Below are 13,858 nucleotides of genomic sequence, written 5' to 3'. Positions count from 1 at the left end.
GAATTACTGCAAAACCTCGAACAACCCCGCCGCGCCCATGCCTCCGCCGACGCACATGGTGACGACCGCGTATTTGGCCTTGCGGCGGCGGCCTTCGATCAAGGCGTGGCCGGTCAGGCGCGCGCCCGACATGCCGTAGGGATGGCCGACCGCGATCGCGCCGCCGTCGACGTTGATCTTCTCAGGGTCGATGCCGAGCTTGTCGCGGCAATACAGCACCTGCACCGCGAAGGCTTCGTTCAGCTCCCAGAGGCCGATGTCGTCGACGGTGAGGCCGTGGCGCTTGAGCAGCCGCGGCACCGCGAAGACCGGGCCGATGCCCATCTCGTCCGGCTCGCAGCCGGCGGAGACGAAGCCGCGGAAAATGCCGAGCGGCTTGAGGCCGCGCTTGGACGCTTCCTTGTCGCTCATGATCACGGAGGCGCTGGCGCCGTCGGAGAGCTGGCTGGCATTGCCGGCGGTGATCGAAAAACCTTCGCCGCGGACGGGCTTGAGGCCGGCAAGGCCCTCGGCCGTGGTCTCGGGGCGTGGACCTTCGTCCTGCGACAGCGTCACCTCCTTGAACGAGACGGCACCGGTCGCCTTGTCGGTGACCGCCATCTGCGTGGTGATCGGCGCGAGCTCGTCCTTGAACTTTCCGCCCTGCTGGGCGGCCGCGGTGCGGCGCTGGCTCTCCAGCGAATATTCGTCCTGCTTCTCGCGCGAGATGCCGTAGCGCTTGGCGACGATTTCGGCCGTGTCGATCATGGGCATGTAGACCTCGCCCTTGATCTTGAGCAGAGCGGGGTCCTGGGCGTGGAAGCCGTTCATCTTGTCGTTTTGCACGAGCGAGATCGACTCGCCGCCGCCGCCGACCGCGATCTCGACGCCGTCGAAGATCACCGAGCGCGCGGCGAGCGCGATCGCCTGCAGGCCGGAGGCGCATTGCCGATCGATCGTGGTGCCGGCGACGGTGACGGGAAGGCCGGCACGCAGCAGCGCCTTGCGTGCGATGTTGCCGCCGGTGGCGCCCTGCTGGAGCGCTGCGCCCATCACGACGTCCTCGACCTCCTTCGGGTCGACCTTGGCGCGCGCGACGGCCTCGCCGATGGCGTGGCCGAGCAGGGTTGCGCCCTCGGTGGCGTTGAGTGCGCCGCGATAGGCCTTGCCGATCGGGGTGCGGGCGGTGGAAACGATGACGGCGTCGGTCAAGAACGACCTCCTGATGCGAGTGGCGTGGATTGTGACGGTTTCTGCTGCTGGCGCAACTCGTGGCGCGACAGCTTTCCGACCGGCGTGCGCGGCAGATCGTCGACGAACACGACCTCGGCCGGCAGCTCGTGCTTGCCGACCTTGCCGGCGAGCTGCGCGCGCAGCTCGTCGAGCGAGAACGGCTTTGCGCCGGGCTTCAGCTTGATGAAGGCCTTGGCGGCCTCGCCGCGGTACTGGTCGGGGATGCCGAGCACGATCACCTCGTGCACACCGGGAATGGTGTAGATCGCCTGCTCGATCATCTGCGGATAGACGTTGAAACCGCCGGAGATGATCATGTCCTTCTTGCGGTCGACCAGGAAGAAATAGCCGTCGGTATCGACATAGCCGATGTCGCCGGTGAGGAAGCGGCCGTCGACGAAGGCATCAGTCGAACCCTCCGGCTTGTTCCAGTAGCCCTTGGTGACGTTCGGGCCCTTGATGCGTATCTCGCCGACTTCGCCCGGCGGCAATACGCGGGTCGGATCGTCCAGCGCGACGACGTCGAGCTCGATGCCGGGCAGCATCAGGCCGATCGAGCCGGGCTTGTCCGGGCCAACCGGCGGATGGCCGGTGCCGGGCGAGCAGGTCTCGGTCATGCCCCAGCCGCTGCGCAGCTTCTTGCCGACCTTGCGCTCGAAGAAGTTGGCGATCTCCACCGGCAGCGGCGCGCCGCCGGAGCCGATGGTGGCGAGCGAGGAGAAATCGCGCTTGTCCAGATCAGGGAGGGCTGCGATCGCGATCCACATCGTCGGCACGCCCGGAAAATAAGTCGCGCGCTTGACCTCGATGTCGCGCATCACCGCTTCGACGTCGAAGCGCTGATGCAGCGAGATCAGATGGCCGCGGCTCAGCGAGGACAACAGCACGACGGTGAGCGCATAGATGTGGAACAGCGGCAGCACGCAGATCACGCGCTCGATGGCGTCGCCGCGCGCCGCGCGTGAGGGCTTGCCCCAGACGTCGTAGATCGACACCGCAGACGTCAGATTGCCGTGGGTGAGCATGGCGCCCTTGGGCAGGCCGGTGGTGCCGCCGGTATATTGCAGCAGCGCGACGTCGGCGGCGGTCACTTTCGGCCACTCTGCCGGCGCGGTCGCCCCCTCGACGAAGGTCCTGAAGGTGACGATGCGGGGATCATCGGGGATCGGCGCCTGCGGCGTGCCGACCTTGCCCCAATTGTCGTCCTCGCAGACGACCAGGCGATCGATCAGGCCCTTCTCGAGAAACTTCAGCGCCGTCGGCAGCAGCGCCGCGAGGTTGGAGGTGACGAGCAGGCGCGAACCGGAATCGGAGACCTTGTGCGTCAGCGCGATCTCGCCGTCGAGCGGCGAAAGATGCGCGACGCGGGCGCCGGCCTTGAGCGCGCCGAAGAAATTGACGGGGTGGTCCGGCGTGTTGCCGAGGAACAGCGCGACGGAGGCGTTGCTGCCGCAACCGGCGCGCAGGAACGCGGCGGCCGCACGCCCGGCCATGGCGGCGAGCTCGGCATAGGTGATCGGCCGGTCGCGGAATTCCAGCGCGGCGCGCGGGCCGTACTCGGCCGCGGCCTTCGCCAGCAGATCAGGCAGCGAGCCCTGGACGATGGTGTCGTCCCAGCACACGCCCTCAGGATAAAACTGTTCGCCGGGATGGGTCATTTTCTTGATTGCTTGAGCGAGCAACTAACACAGACCGTCATTCCGGGGCGCGACGAAGTCGCGAGCCAGGAATCCATAATCGCCAACTGGGGTTATGGATTCCGGGCCTGCGCCTTGCGGCGCATCCCGGAATGACGAAGGTTGAGACGAAGCGACCATTACGCCGCTTTCGACGCGGCCGCGAGCGAGGCGAACGTCTTGCCTTCGGCCGCGAGCTTCTTCAGCAGCGGCGCCGGCTCGAGGCTCTTGTCGTTGGTCTCCTTGGCGTAGAAGGAGAGGCGATCGGCGATGTGCTTGAGGCCGACGCTGTCGGCCCAGAACATCGGGCCGCCGCGATAGATCGGCCAGCCATAGCCGTAGAGCCAGACCACGTCGATGTCGGAGGGCCGCGCCGCGATGCCTTCTTCGAGGATCTTCGCGCCCTCGTTGATCATCGGGTACATCATGCGCTCGAGGATCTCCTCGTCGCTGACGGCGCGCTTCTTGCGGCCGAGACGGAGCAGCGTCTCGTCGATCAGCTTCTCGACCTCCGGATCGGGCAGCGCCGAGCGGGAGCCCGCCTCGTACTTGTAATAGCCCTTGCCGGTCTTCTGGCCGAAGCGGCCGGCTTCGCACAGCGCGTCCGCGATCTCCGACTTGATGCCGCGATCCTTGCGCGAGCGCCAGCCGATGTCGAGGCCGGCGAGGTCGCCCATCGCGAACGGCCCCATCGGCATGCCGAATTTGGTCACGACGGCGTCGACCTGCTGCGGCAGCGCGCCTTCGAACAGCAGCTTTTCCGACTGCTTGCCGCGCTGGGCCAGCATGCGGTTGCCGACGAAACCGTCGCAGACGCCGACCACGGCCGGCACCTTCGCGATTTTTCGCGCGATGGTCACGGCAGTGACCAGCGCATCCGGCGCGGTCTTGTCGGCGCGCACGATCTCGCACAGCTTCATGACGTTCGCCGGCGAGAAGAAGTGCATGCCGAGCACGTCCTGCGGGCGCTTGGTCGACTTCGCGATCTCGTCGATGTTGAGATACGAGGTGTTGGAGGCGAGCACGGCGCCGGGCTTGACGTACTGGTCGAGCTTGCCGAACACTTCCTTCTTCACCGCCATGGTCTCGAACACGGCCTCGATGACGAGGTCGGCATCGCCGACGTTCTCGATGCCGACGACGCCGTTGATCAGCGCCATGCGCTTGGCGGGCGCATCGGCGGGAATGCCGCCGCGCGCGGCGGTCGCTTCCCAGTTCTTCTGCATGATGCCCATGCCGCGCTTGAGCTGCTCCTCGCCGGTCTCGATCAGGGTGACGGGAACACCGGCATTGGCAAAGGACATCGCGATGCCGCCGCCCATGGTGCCGGCACCGAGGATGGCGACGCGGTTCACCGGCCGCGACTTGGTGCCCTCAGGCACGCCTGCGATCTTGCTGGCCTCGCGCTCGGCGAAGAAGGCATAGCGCTGCGCCTTGGACTGGTCGCTGGCGACGAGCTTCAAGAAGCCCTCGCGCTCCTTCTTCAGGCCTTCGTCGAACGGCAGGTCGATGGCGTAGCCGACAGCGTCGGCCGCGGCGAACGGCGCTTCCAGGCCGCGCGACTTCTTGGTCATCGCGGCGACCGCATTGGTGAAGATCGAGCGGTCGGCCTTGGCGGCGGCGATCTTGGAATCGTCGTCGCGCAGGCGCCGCAGCGGACGCTTCTCGGAGAGCAATTTGCGGACGAACGCTTCGCCGCCGGAGGCCGGCCCCTCGACGATCTCCTCGATCAGCCCGTTCTTGAGCGCTTCCGCCGCACCGATGGGATCGCCGCCGACGATCATCTTGACGGCGAGTTCCGGCCCGACCGCACGCGGCAGGCGCTGGGTGCCGCCGGCGCCCGGCAACAGGCCGAGTTTCACCTCGGGCAGGCCGAGCTTTGCCTCCTTGACCGCCACGCGGAAGTGACAGGCCAGCGCGACTTCGAGCCCGCCGCCGAGCGCGGTGCCGTGAATCGCGGCCACGACCGGCTTCGGCGAGTTCTCGATCTCGGACAGCACGTCGTTGAGGGCGGGCGGCTTCGGCGGCTTGCCGAATTCGGTGATGTCGGCGCCGGCAATGAAGGTGCGGCCGGCGCAGGTCAGCACGATGCCCTTGATGGCGGGATCGGCAATCGCAGCCTTGACGCACTCCAAAATGCCGCCGCGGACCGCAGCGCTCAACGCATTCACCGGAGGGCTGTCGACCGTGACGATCCCGACTTCATCATGACGCTCAAGCTTGACCACTTCGCTCACGGTGTCCCTCCTTGGTGGGGTAACTTTTGTTCGATTTCGCACTGCGGAATTTAATTCCGCATCTTGACGGCAGGGTTATTTTGAAGCACGTGACTTGTCAACGACTCCGCGCAAGAAGCAGATCAGGGATGAAGCGTACAGCAAAGAAGGCCGCGACCGATCGGAATTTCGTCGTCGCGCTTTCCCGCGGACTAGACGTATTGCGCGCATTTCAACCCAGCGACGGTCTCCTCGGCAACCAGGAAATCGCGGCCCGCACCAATCTGCCCAAGCCGACGGTTTCGCGGCTGACCTATACGTTGACGAAGCTCGGTTATCTGACGCCGGTTCCCCGCTTCGAGAAGTATCAGCTCGCGCCGGCCGCGATGGCGCTCGGATACGCTGCGCTGGCCAATCTCGGTGTTCGGCATTTGTCCGAACCGTTTCGCGAAGACATGATGCGCTCGACGGGAGGCGCCGTTGCCGTCGGCGGCCGCGACCGTCACAGCATGATCTATTTCGGGCAAAGCCGCGGCAGCGAAACGGTCGGCGTTCAACTTGACGTCGGCTCCCGCGTGCCGATTGCAACCAGCGCGATGGGCCGGGCCTATTTCTGGGCGCTCGACGAAAACGATCGCGCAGAACTGTCGCGTGTCCTGCGCGAACATTACGGCAGCCGCTGGCCCAAGATGCGCGACGGGCTGGAGCGTTCCGGCGAAACCGTCGCGAAATACGGTTTCGCGATCTCGGTCGGCGACTGGCATGACGACATCGGCGCAGCCGGAGTCGCGCTGAAGCTGAACGACGGAACCGGGCCCTATGCCTTCAATTGCGGCGCGCCCGCATTCCGTTTCACGGAAGAGCGTTTGATCAACGACATTGGACCGCGTCTGCTTGCGATGGTAAGGAACATCGAAGCGGCACTTGGGGGTCTGATGCCGCATTCCAAAAAAGACGTCAGCAAAAAGCTGAAATCAGGAGGGAAAGTTGCGCGTGTGGCCGAGGGGATCAGATAGCCTTTGTCGTCGCCGGGAGCGGTTCACACCGCCCCTTTGCCCATTCAACAGTGTGGGCGAGACGAGATGACGCAGGCACAGCTCGCGCAGGGGACATCGCCCCTGCTCGCAGTTCACGACGTCAGCGTCGTGTTCGGCGGCATCATTGCGCTCAACGGCGTGTCCTTCGACATGCACAAGGGCCAGATTCTCGGGTTGATCGGCCCCAACGGCGCCGGCAAGACCACGCTCTTCAACTGCCTCTCGCGGCTGTACCAGCCGTCGTCCGGCGACATCCTGATGGAAGGCGCGAGCATCCTGTCGCGGCCGCCGCACCGGATCGCCGAGATCGGGATCGGCCGCACCTTCCAGAACGTGGCGCTGTTTCCGAATCTCTCGGTGATGGACAACGTGCGCGTCGGCGCCCATTCCAAGACCTCCAGCGACATCATCAGCGACTCCCTGAGGCTCGCGTGGGTCCGGCGCAGCGAGAGCAGCGTCAACGAGAAGGTGCACGAGATCCTGGCCTATCTCAAACTCGAGGACGTCGCCCACACCGTCGTGTCCGGCCTGCCCTTCGGCACGCAGAAGCGCGTCGAGCTTGCGCGCGCGCTCGCGGCCGATCCGAAAATCCTGCTGCTCGACGAGCCGGCCGGCGGCCTCAACCATGAGGAAGTCTATGTGCTCGGCGACCTCATTCGCCGCATCCGGGACGACCGCCACATGACGGTGCTGCTGGTCGAGCATCACATGGGCCTCGTGATGTCGATCGCCGATCACGTCGTCGCGCTGAACTTCGGCAAGAAGCTCGCGGAAGGCACGCCGGCCCAGGTGCAGGCGGATCCCGACGTCATCAAGGCTTATCTCGGGAGCAAGGACCAATGACGACGCTGCTCAACGTCAAGGACCTGCGCGCCTATTACGGCCAGGTCCAGGCGCTCCACGGCCTGTCCTTCTCGCTCAACGAGGGATCGCTGACGACGCTGCTCGGGGCCAACGGCGCCGGCAAGACCACCACGCTGCGCGCGATCTGCAACATGGTGCGCTCGACCGGCGGGATCGAGTTCGACGGCAAGCCGCTGAACAACCGCTCCACCGAGAGCATCGTGCGGTTCGGCATCGCCCACGTGCCGCAGGGCCGCGGCACCTTCACCACCATGACGGTGGAGGAAAACCTCCAGCTCGGCGCCATCACCCGCAAGGACAGCGCCGGCATCGTCTCCGACATCGAGCGCATGTATGCCCATTTCCCGGTGCTGAAGCAGCGGCACACCCAGCAGGCCGGCACGCTGTCGGGCGGCGAGCAGCAGATGCTCGCGGTCGCCCGCGCCCTGATGCTGCGGCCACGGCTGATGCTGCTGGACGAGCCGTCCTTTGGCCTCGCGCCTCTCGTGGTGCGCGACCTGTTCGGCATCCTCGGCAAGATCAACCGCGAGGACAAGGTGTCGATCCTGGTGGTCGAGCAGAACGCCCAGCTCGCGCTCGAGCTCGCCGACCAGGCCTATGTGATCGAGACCGGACGCATCGTGATGTCGGGCAATGCCAAGGACATCGCGAACAACGAAGAAATCCGCAAATCCTATCTGGGCTACTGAGGAGCCGGCACGATGGAGCTTTTCACCAATCAGGTGCTGGCCGGGATATCCACCGGCGCCATCTACGCCTGCATGGCGCTGGCCGTGGTCATGATCTACCAGGCGATCGACCATCTCAACTTCGCGCAGGGCGAGATGGCGATGTTCTCGACCTTCATCTCCTGGCAATTGATGCAATGGGGCATACCCTATTGGGGTGCGTTCATCATCGCGCTGGTGTTCTCCTTCATCGGCGGCATCGCGATCGAGCGCATCCTGTTCAAGCCGCTCGCCAAGGCGCCGGTGCTGACCAACGTCGCGGGCTTCATCGCGCTGTATGCGATCATCAACTCCTCGGCCGGCCTGATCTGGGACTTCACCATCAAGCAGTATCCTACCCCGTTCGGCTCCTCGCCGTTCCTCGGCAGCCAGCTGATCTCGACCCACCAGGCCGGCATGATCGGCGTCACCGTGCTGCTGCTGCTCGCGCTCTATTTCTTCTTCCAGTACACGCGGATCGGCCTCGCCATGCGCGCGGCCGCCTCGGTGCCTGAGTCGGCCCGCCTGGTCGGCATCAACACGAGCTGGATGATCGCGCTCGGCTGGGGCATGGCGTCCGCCATCGGCGCCATCGCCGGCATGCTGATCGCCCCGGTCGTGTTCCTCGAGCCCAACATGATGGGCGGCGTGCTGATCTACGGCTTTGCCGCGGCGGTGCTCGGCGGCCTCACCAGCCCGTTCGGCGCAGTGGTCGGCGGCTTCCTCGTCGGCATCTTCGAAAACCTCGCCGGCACCTACATCCCCGGCGTCGGCAACGAGCTGAAACTCCCGATCGCGCTCGCGCTGATCATCTCCGTCCTGGTCGTCAAACCCGCTGGTCTGTTCGGCCGGCAAATCGTCAAGCGAGTTTGATCATGAGCACAGCAGAAGACGTCGTCACGGAAGCCCCGGCCATCGAGGCGGTTCCGAAGCGGGCCATGACTCTGGGCACCGGCACCTCGGTTGTGGTGTTGCTGCTGCTCCTGGCCGTGCCGCTGTTCGCCAAGAACTTCATCATCTTCCAGCTGACCCAGTTGCTGTATCTCGGGCTCGCCGTACTGGCATTGAACATCCTGACCGGCGGCAGCGGCCAGTTCTCGCTCGGCCAGAGCGCGTTCTACGCCGTTGGCGCCTATGTCACCGCGGTCATGATGGAGGCGTTCAACATCAATTACGTGCTCTGCCTGCCGATCGCTGGCGTGCTCTGCTTCGGCTTCGGTTTCCTGTTCGGCCAGCCGGCGTTGCGGTTGTCCGGCGTGTACCTCGCGCTCGCAACTTTCGCGCTCGCCACGGCCATGCCGCAGCTCCTGAAGCTGAACTTTCTCGAGCACTGGACCGGCGGCGTGCAGGGCCTCGTTGTGACCAAGCCCGACGCGCCATTCGGCCTGCCGATGTCGCAAGACATGTGGCTCTATTATTTCACGCTCGCGATCGTGCTTGCGATCTACATCTTCTCGGTGAACCTGCTGCGCTCCCGCTCGGGCCGCGCCTTCATGGCAATCCGCGACAACGAGATCGCGGCCTCCGCGATGGGCGTCAACGTCGCGCTCTACAAGACGCTCGCCTTCGGCGTCTCCGCGGGCATCACCGGCGTCGCCGGCGGCCTCAGTGCAATCGCGGTGCAATTCGTGGCACCGGACAGCTTCACCATCACGCTCTCGATCCAGCTGTTCCTCGGCATGGTCGTCGGCGGCGTCGGCTGGCTGCCCGGCTCGATCGTCGGCGCCGCCTTCATCATCTTCGTCCCGAATATCGCGGAAGGCATCTCGAAGGGCCTCTCCGGTGCGGTGTTCGGCGTCCTCCTGTTCTTCGTCATCTACCTCGTGCCGCACGGCGCAAGGCAGGTCGCGATCATGGGCCAGCAGCTCGTCGGCAGGCTCAAAAAGAACTGACGACCCGTTAATTGAAGCCAAGGAGACCCGAATTGCTTTTTGAAAGAACACTGCGAACCGCTGCGCTGGTCACGGCAACGGCGGTCATCACCTTCACCTCCGGCGCGGCACTCGCCCAGAAGAAATACGACACCGGCGCTTCCGATACCGAGATCAAGATCGGCAACATCATGCCGTACAGCGGTCCGGCGTCGGCCTACGGCATCATCGGCAAGACCGAAGAAGCCTATTTCAAGATGATCAACGACAAGGGCGGCATCAACGGCCGCAAGATCAACTTCGTCACCTATGACGACGGTTATTCGCCGCCGAAGGCCGTCGAGCAGGTCCGCAAGCTGGTCGAAAGCGACGAGGTGCTGGTGGTGTTCAACCCGCTCGGCACGCCCTCGAACAGCGCGATCCAGAAGTACCTGAACGCCAAGAAGATCCCGCAGCTCTTCGTCGCCACCGGCGCCACCAAGTGGAACGACCCGAAGAACTTCCCTTGGACCATGGGCTGGCAGCCGTCCTACCAGAGCGAAGCGCAGATCTACGCGAAATGGCTTCTGAAGGAGAAGCCCGACGCCAAGGTCGCGATCCTCTACCAGAACGACGATTTCGGCAAAGACTACCTCAAGGGCACCAAGGACGGGCTCGGCGCCAAGGCAGCGTCCATGATCATCATGGAAGAGAGCTATGAGGTGTCGGAGCCGTCGATCGACGGCCACATCGTCAAGATCAAGGCGGCCAATCCCGACGTGCTGCTGATCTACGCGACGCCGAAGTTCGCGGCTCAGACCATCAAGAAGACCGCCGAGCTGAGCTGGAAGCCGCTGCAGATCCTCACCAACGTGTCGATCTCGGTCGGCAGCGTGATGAAGCCGGCCGGCTTCGAGGCTGCGCAGAACGTGCTGTCGGCGGCCTATGCCAAGGACTCCACGGACCCGCAGTGGAACAACGACCCCGGCATGAAGAAGTGGAACGAGTTCGTCGACAAGTACATGGCGGGCGCGGACAAATCCGACACCAGCATGATCTATGGCTATGGCGCAGCATCGACGCTGGCCAAGGTCCTGGAGATGTGCGGCGACGATCTGACCCGGGCCAACATCATGAAGCAGGCGGCGTCCTTGAAGGATTTCACGCCGGACACCCTGTTGCCCGGCGTCAAGATCAACACCGGCGCCACCGACTTCGCCCCGATCGCGCAGCTCCAGATGCAGCGCTTCAAGGGCGAGAGGTGGGAACTGTTCGGCGAGATCATCAGCGGCGACATCGCCACCGAGTGACGCGTTGACGCAATAATCCAACACATCGAGAAGCCCCCGCGAACGATCGCGGGGGCTTTTTGTTGACGTCCGCCGTCAATTTTGTTCAATGCGGCGCCGATCCGTTCCGGGTGGAGAAAGATGACTGCCGTTCGATTTCAGGTTGCGGCCGTTCTGGCCGCATTCGCGTTGTGCACTGCGATGGGCAGCCCGGCACCGGCACTGGCGCAGAAGAAATACGACAGCGGCGCTTCCGATACCGAGATCAAGATCGGCAACATCATGCCCTATAGCGGGCCGGCCTCCGCGTATGCCGCGATCGGCAAGGCCGAGGAAGCCTATTTCAACAAGATCAATGCCGAGGGCGGTATCGGCGGCCGCAAGATCAAGTTCATCTCCTACGACGACGGCTACTCGCCGCCGAAGACGGTGGAGCAGGCGCGCAAGCTGGTCGAGAGCGACGGGGTACTGCTGATTTTCGGCTCGCTCGGCACCTCCACCAACGGCGCGATCCGCAAATACATGAACGAGAAGAAGGTGCCGCAACTGTTCGTGGCGAGCGGCGCCTCGAAGTGGAACGATCCGAAGCAATATCCATGGACCATGGGCTGGCAGCCGAGCTACGCGAGCGAGGCACGCATCTACGCCAAGTACATCATGAAGGAGAAGCCGGACGGCAAGATCGGCGTGCTCTACCAGAACGACGATTTCGGCAAGGACTATCTGAAGGGACTGAAGGACGGCCTTGGGCCCAAGGCCTCGATGATCGTGCTGGAAGACGGTTACGACACCTCGGAGCCCGCGATCGACGAGCACGTCGTGAAATTGAAGGCCGCGGGCGCCGACGTCTTCATCAGCATCACCACACCGAAATTCTCAGCACAGGCGATCAAGAAAGCGGCCGAGATCGGCTGGCATCCGGTCCACATCATCTCCAACGTCTCGACCTCGGTCAGCGGCGTGCTCGAACCGGCGGGCCTCGAGATCTCCCAGGGCATCCTGTCGGCGAGCTACACCAAGGACGGCTCCGACCCGCAGTGGAATGCCGACGACGGCATGAAGAAGTTCTACAATTTCATCGCGCAATACGACCCCAAGGCCAACAAGCTCGATGCCGCCGTGGTGTTCGGCTATGCCGCCGCGCAGACCATGGTGAAGGTGCTGCAGATGTGCGGCGACGACCTCACCCGCGACAACGTCATGAAGCAGGCGGCTTCCTTGAAGGATTTCGAACCCGACACGCTGCTGCCCGGCATCAAGATCAACACCACAGCCGACAATTTCGCCCCGATCGAGCAGCTCCAGATGATGCGCTTCAAGGGCAAGAAATGGGAGCCGTTCGGCGATATCATCTCGAGCGAGCTCGGGCATTGAAGCGGCGCAACTCAAAATCGCCGGCGTTTGGTTAATCAACTCAAGACGGCTGCGCCTTCTCGCAGTCGCACACGGGCGGGCGCCCCTCCTGACTACTAAAGAAGCAGCCCCTGCGGCGCCGGCGCGGGGGCTTTCTGTTGAACGCCTTGGCCAAATCGTATTGAATTGCGGGCAGCGTCGCCAAAAACGATCAAGACAAGAAAAGGGGCGCACACACACCAAGAAAATAGGGAGATAGGAATGCCCGCTGTCACCGGCAAACTTGCGGCCGCGTCAATGGCGCTTGCGCTCATTGCGGCCACGGCCTCCACTGCATCGGCCCAGAAGAAATACGATACCGGCGCGACCGACACCGAAATCAAGATCGGCAACATCATGCCCTACAGCGGACCAGCTTCCGCCTACGGCATCATCGGGCGGACCGAAGCCGCCTATTTCAAGAAGATCAACGACGAGGGCGGCATCAACGGCCGCAAGATCAACTTCATCAGCTACGACGACGCCTACTCGCCGCCGAAGACGGTGGAGCAGGCGCGCAAGCTGGTCGAGAGCGACGAGGTGCTGTTAATCTTCAACTCGCTCGGGACGCCGCCGAACTCGGCGATCCACAAATACATGAACTCGAAGAAGGTGCCGCAGCTCTTCGTCGCCACCGGTGCCACCAAGTGGAACGATCCGAAGGACTTCCCCTGGACCATGGGCTGGCAGCCCAACTACCAGAGCGAGACGCAGATCTACGCAAGGTGGCTCTTGAAGAACAAGCCGGACGCCAAGATCGCCGTGCTGTTCCAGAACGACGATTACGGCAAGGATTATCTCAAGGGCCTGAAGGACGGTCTCGGCGCCAAGGCCGCGTCGATGATCGTCATGGAAGAGAGCTACGAGACGTCGGAGCCGACCATCGACAACCACATCGTCAAGCTGAAGTCGACCGGCGCCGACGTCTTCATGAACATCACGACGCCGAAATTCGCGGCGCAGGCGATCAAGAAGAATGCCGAGATCGGCTGGAAGCCGCTGCACTTCCTCAACAACGTCTCCGCCAACGTCGGCAGCGTGATGAAGCCCGCCGGCTTCGAGAACGGCCAGGATATCATCTCCGCCGATTATCTGAAGGACGCGTCGGATCCGGCATGGGCGAACGACCCGGGCATGAAGGACTTCCTGGCCTTCATGAACAAGTACTTCCCCGAGGGCGACAAGCTCGACAAGGGCACCATCGTCGGCTACGCCGTCGCGCAGACGCTGGTTCAGGTCTTGAAGCAGTGCGGTGACGATCTGACCCGCGCGAACGTCATGAAGCACGCGGCCGGCCTGAAAAACTTCCGCACCGAACTGCTGCTGCCGGGTATTCAGATCAACACCTCCCCGACCGACTTCGCACCGATCAGCCAACTTCAGCTGGAAAAATTCAAGGGCGAGAAGTGGGAGCTGTTCGGCGACGTGATCAGCGCCGACGTCGGCGGCTGACCGCTTCACACGACGACAACAGGCCCCCTGCGAACCATCGCAGGGGGCTTTTGCTTGCGCAGCGATTATGATCACGCGATTGCACAATCGAATGATGGCAAAGCCGGCTTACGCTCTGGCGCATGATGCGGTAGGCATGTGAGCAACGTTTGCCGCCGATCTC

General features: G+C 63.8%; 11 protein-coding genes. 8 read left to right on the top strand and 3 right to left on the bottom strand.

Annotated features, from left to right (window positions below):
• Nucleotides 1-3 precede the first annotated feature (3 nt).
• The 3 genes from JQ572_RS06090 to JQ572_RS06080 form a co-directional block, all read right to left on the bottom strand.
• On the bottom strand, nt 4-1,191 hold the full coding sequence (locus JQ572_RS06090) for an acetyl-CoA C-acyltransferase (protein WP_211382037.1): 1,188 nt from the start codon (nt 1,189-1,191) through the stop codon (nt 4-6).
• Nucleotides 1,188-2,870 (bottom strand): dicarboxylate--CoA ligase PimA, encoded by a 1,683-nt coding sequence (pimA, locus tag JQ572_RS06085; RefSeq protein ID WP_211382036.1) that lies wholly within the window; start codon nt 2,868-2,870, stop codon nt 1,188-1,190. Before pimA ends, JQ572_RS06090 begins: the two co-directional genes overlap by 4 nt.
• Before the next feature lie 158 nt (nt 2,871-3,028).
• A complete protein-coding gene (locus JQ572_RS06080; RefSeq protein ID WP_211382035.1) occupies nt 3,029-5,125 on the bottom strand; it encodes a 3-hydroxyacyl-CoA dehydrogenase NAD-binding domain-containing protein in 2,097 nt (698 codons plus the stop codon).
• Nucleotides 5,126-5,253: 128 nt separating this feature from the next.
• Between JQ572_RS06080 and JQ572_RS06075 the strand changes: the two genes are divergently transcribed.
• The 8 genes from JQ572_RS06075 to JQ572_RS06040 all read left to right on the top strand — a co-directional run bounded on the left by JQ572_RS06075 (nt 5,254) and on the right by JQ572_RS06040 (nt 13,695).
• Nucleotides 5,254-6,120, top strand: a complete 867-nt coding sequence (locus tag JQ572_RS06075) for an IclR family transcriptional regulator (RefSeq protein ID WP_211382427.1) — start codon at nt 5,254-5,256, stop codon at nt 6,118-6,120.
• 66 nt (nt 6,121-6,186) lie between these two features.
• Nucleotides 6,187-6,984 (top strand): ABC transporter ATP-binding protein, encoded by a 798-nt coding sequence (locus JQ572_RS06070; protein WP_211382034.1) that lies wholly within the window; start codon nt 6,187-6,189, stop codon nt 6,982-6,984.
• Nucleotides 6,981-7,694 carry an ABC transporter ATP-binding protein gene (locus JQ572_RS06065; protein ID WP_008135694.1) on the top strand — a complete coding sequence of 238 codons (714 nt, stop codon included), beginning with the start codon at nt 6,981-6,983 and terminating at the stop codon, nt 7,692-7,694. Before JQ572_RS06070 ends, JQ572_RS06065 begins: the two co-directional genes overlap by 4 nt.
• A 12-nt stretch (nt 7,695-7,706) precedes the next feature.
• Nucleotides 7,707-8,585 (top strand): branched-chain amino acid ABC transporter permease, encoded by an 879-nt coding sequence (locus JQ572_RS06060; protein ID WP_211382033.1) that lies wholly within the window; start codon nt 7,707-7,709, stop codon nt 8,583-8,585.
• 2 nt (nt 8,586-8,587) lie between these two features.
• Entirely contained in the window at nt 8,588-9,604 is a 1,017-nt protein-coding gene (locus JQ572_RS06055; RefSeq protein ID WP_211382032.1) for a branched-chain amino acid ABC transporter permease, read from the top strand.
• Between the two features lie 32 nt (nt 9,605-9,636).
• Complete coding sequence (locus tag JQ572_RS06050; RefSeq protein WP_211382031.1) at nt 9,637-10,872, top strand: ABC transporter substrate-binding protein; 1,236 nt, start codon at nt 9,637-9,639, stop codon at nt 10,870-10,872.
• A 120-nt stretch (nt 10,873-10,992) separates the two neighbouring features.
• Nucleotides 10,993-12,225, top strand: a complete 1,233-nt coding sequence (locus JQ572_RS06045; protein WP_211382030.1) for an ABC transporter substrate-binding protein — start codon at nt 10,993-10,995, stop codon at nt 12,223-12,225.
• Between the two features lie 240 nt (nt 12,226-12,465).
• A complete protein-coding gene (locus JQ572_RS06040; RefSeq protein ID WP_211382029.1) occupies nt 12,466-13,695 on the top strand; it encodes an ABC transporter substrate-binding protein in 1,230 nt (409 codons plus the stop codon).
• Nucleotides 13,696-13,858 lie beyond the last annotated feature (163 nt).

This window comes from Bradyrhizobium sp. SZCCT0153 (genome assembly GCF_018129995.1).
Classification (GTDB): domain Bacteria; phylum Pseudomonadota; class Alphaproteobacteria; order Rhizobiales; family Xanthobacteraceae; genus Bradyrhizobium; species Bradyrhizobium japonicum_G.
Note: the sequence above shows the minus strand (reverse complement) of the source record. Positions and strands in the feature narration are given on the sequence as shown.

Bases quoted from the DNA above. Each gene is read 5' to 3' on its own strand.
- JQ572_RS06045 (WP_211382030.1), top strand. From the start codon at position 10,993: ATGACTGCCGTTCGATTTCAGGTTGCGGCCGTTCTGGCCGCATTCGCG.
- JQ572_RS06075 (WP_211382427.1), top strand. From the start codon at position 5,254: ATGAAGCGTACAGCAAAGAAGGCCGCGACCGATCGGAATTTCGTCGTC.
- JQ572_RS06065 (WP_008135694.1), top strand. From the start codon at position 6,981: ATGACGACGCTGCTCAACGTCAAGGACCTGCGCGCCTATTACGGCCAG.
- JQ572_RS06070 (WP_211382034.1), top strand. From the start codon at position 6,187: ATGACGCAGGCACAGCTCGCGCAGGGGACATCGCCCCTGCTCGCAGTT.
- JQ572_RS06060 (WP_211382033.1), top strand. From the start codon at position 7,707: ATGGAGCTTTTCACCAATCAGGTGCTGGCCGGGATATCCACCGGCGCC.
- JQ572_RS06055 (WP_211382032.1), top strand. From the start codon at position 8,588: ATGAGCACAGCAGAAGACGTCGTCACGGAAGCCCCGGCCATCGAGGCG.
- JQ572_RS06040 (WP_211382029.1), top strand. From the start codon at position 12,466: ATGCCCGCTGTCACCGGCAAACTTGCGGCCGCGTCAATGGCGCTTGCG.
- pimA (WP_211382036.1), bottom strand. From the start codon at position 2,870: ATGACCCATCCCGGCGAACAGTTTTATCCTGAGGGCGTGTGCTGGGAC.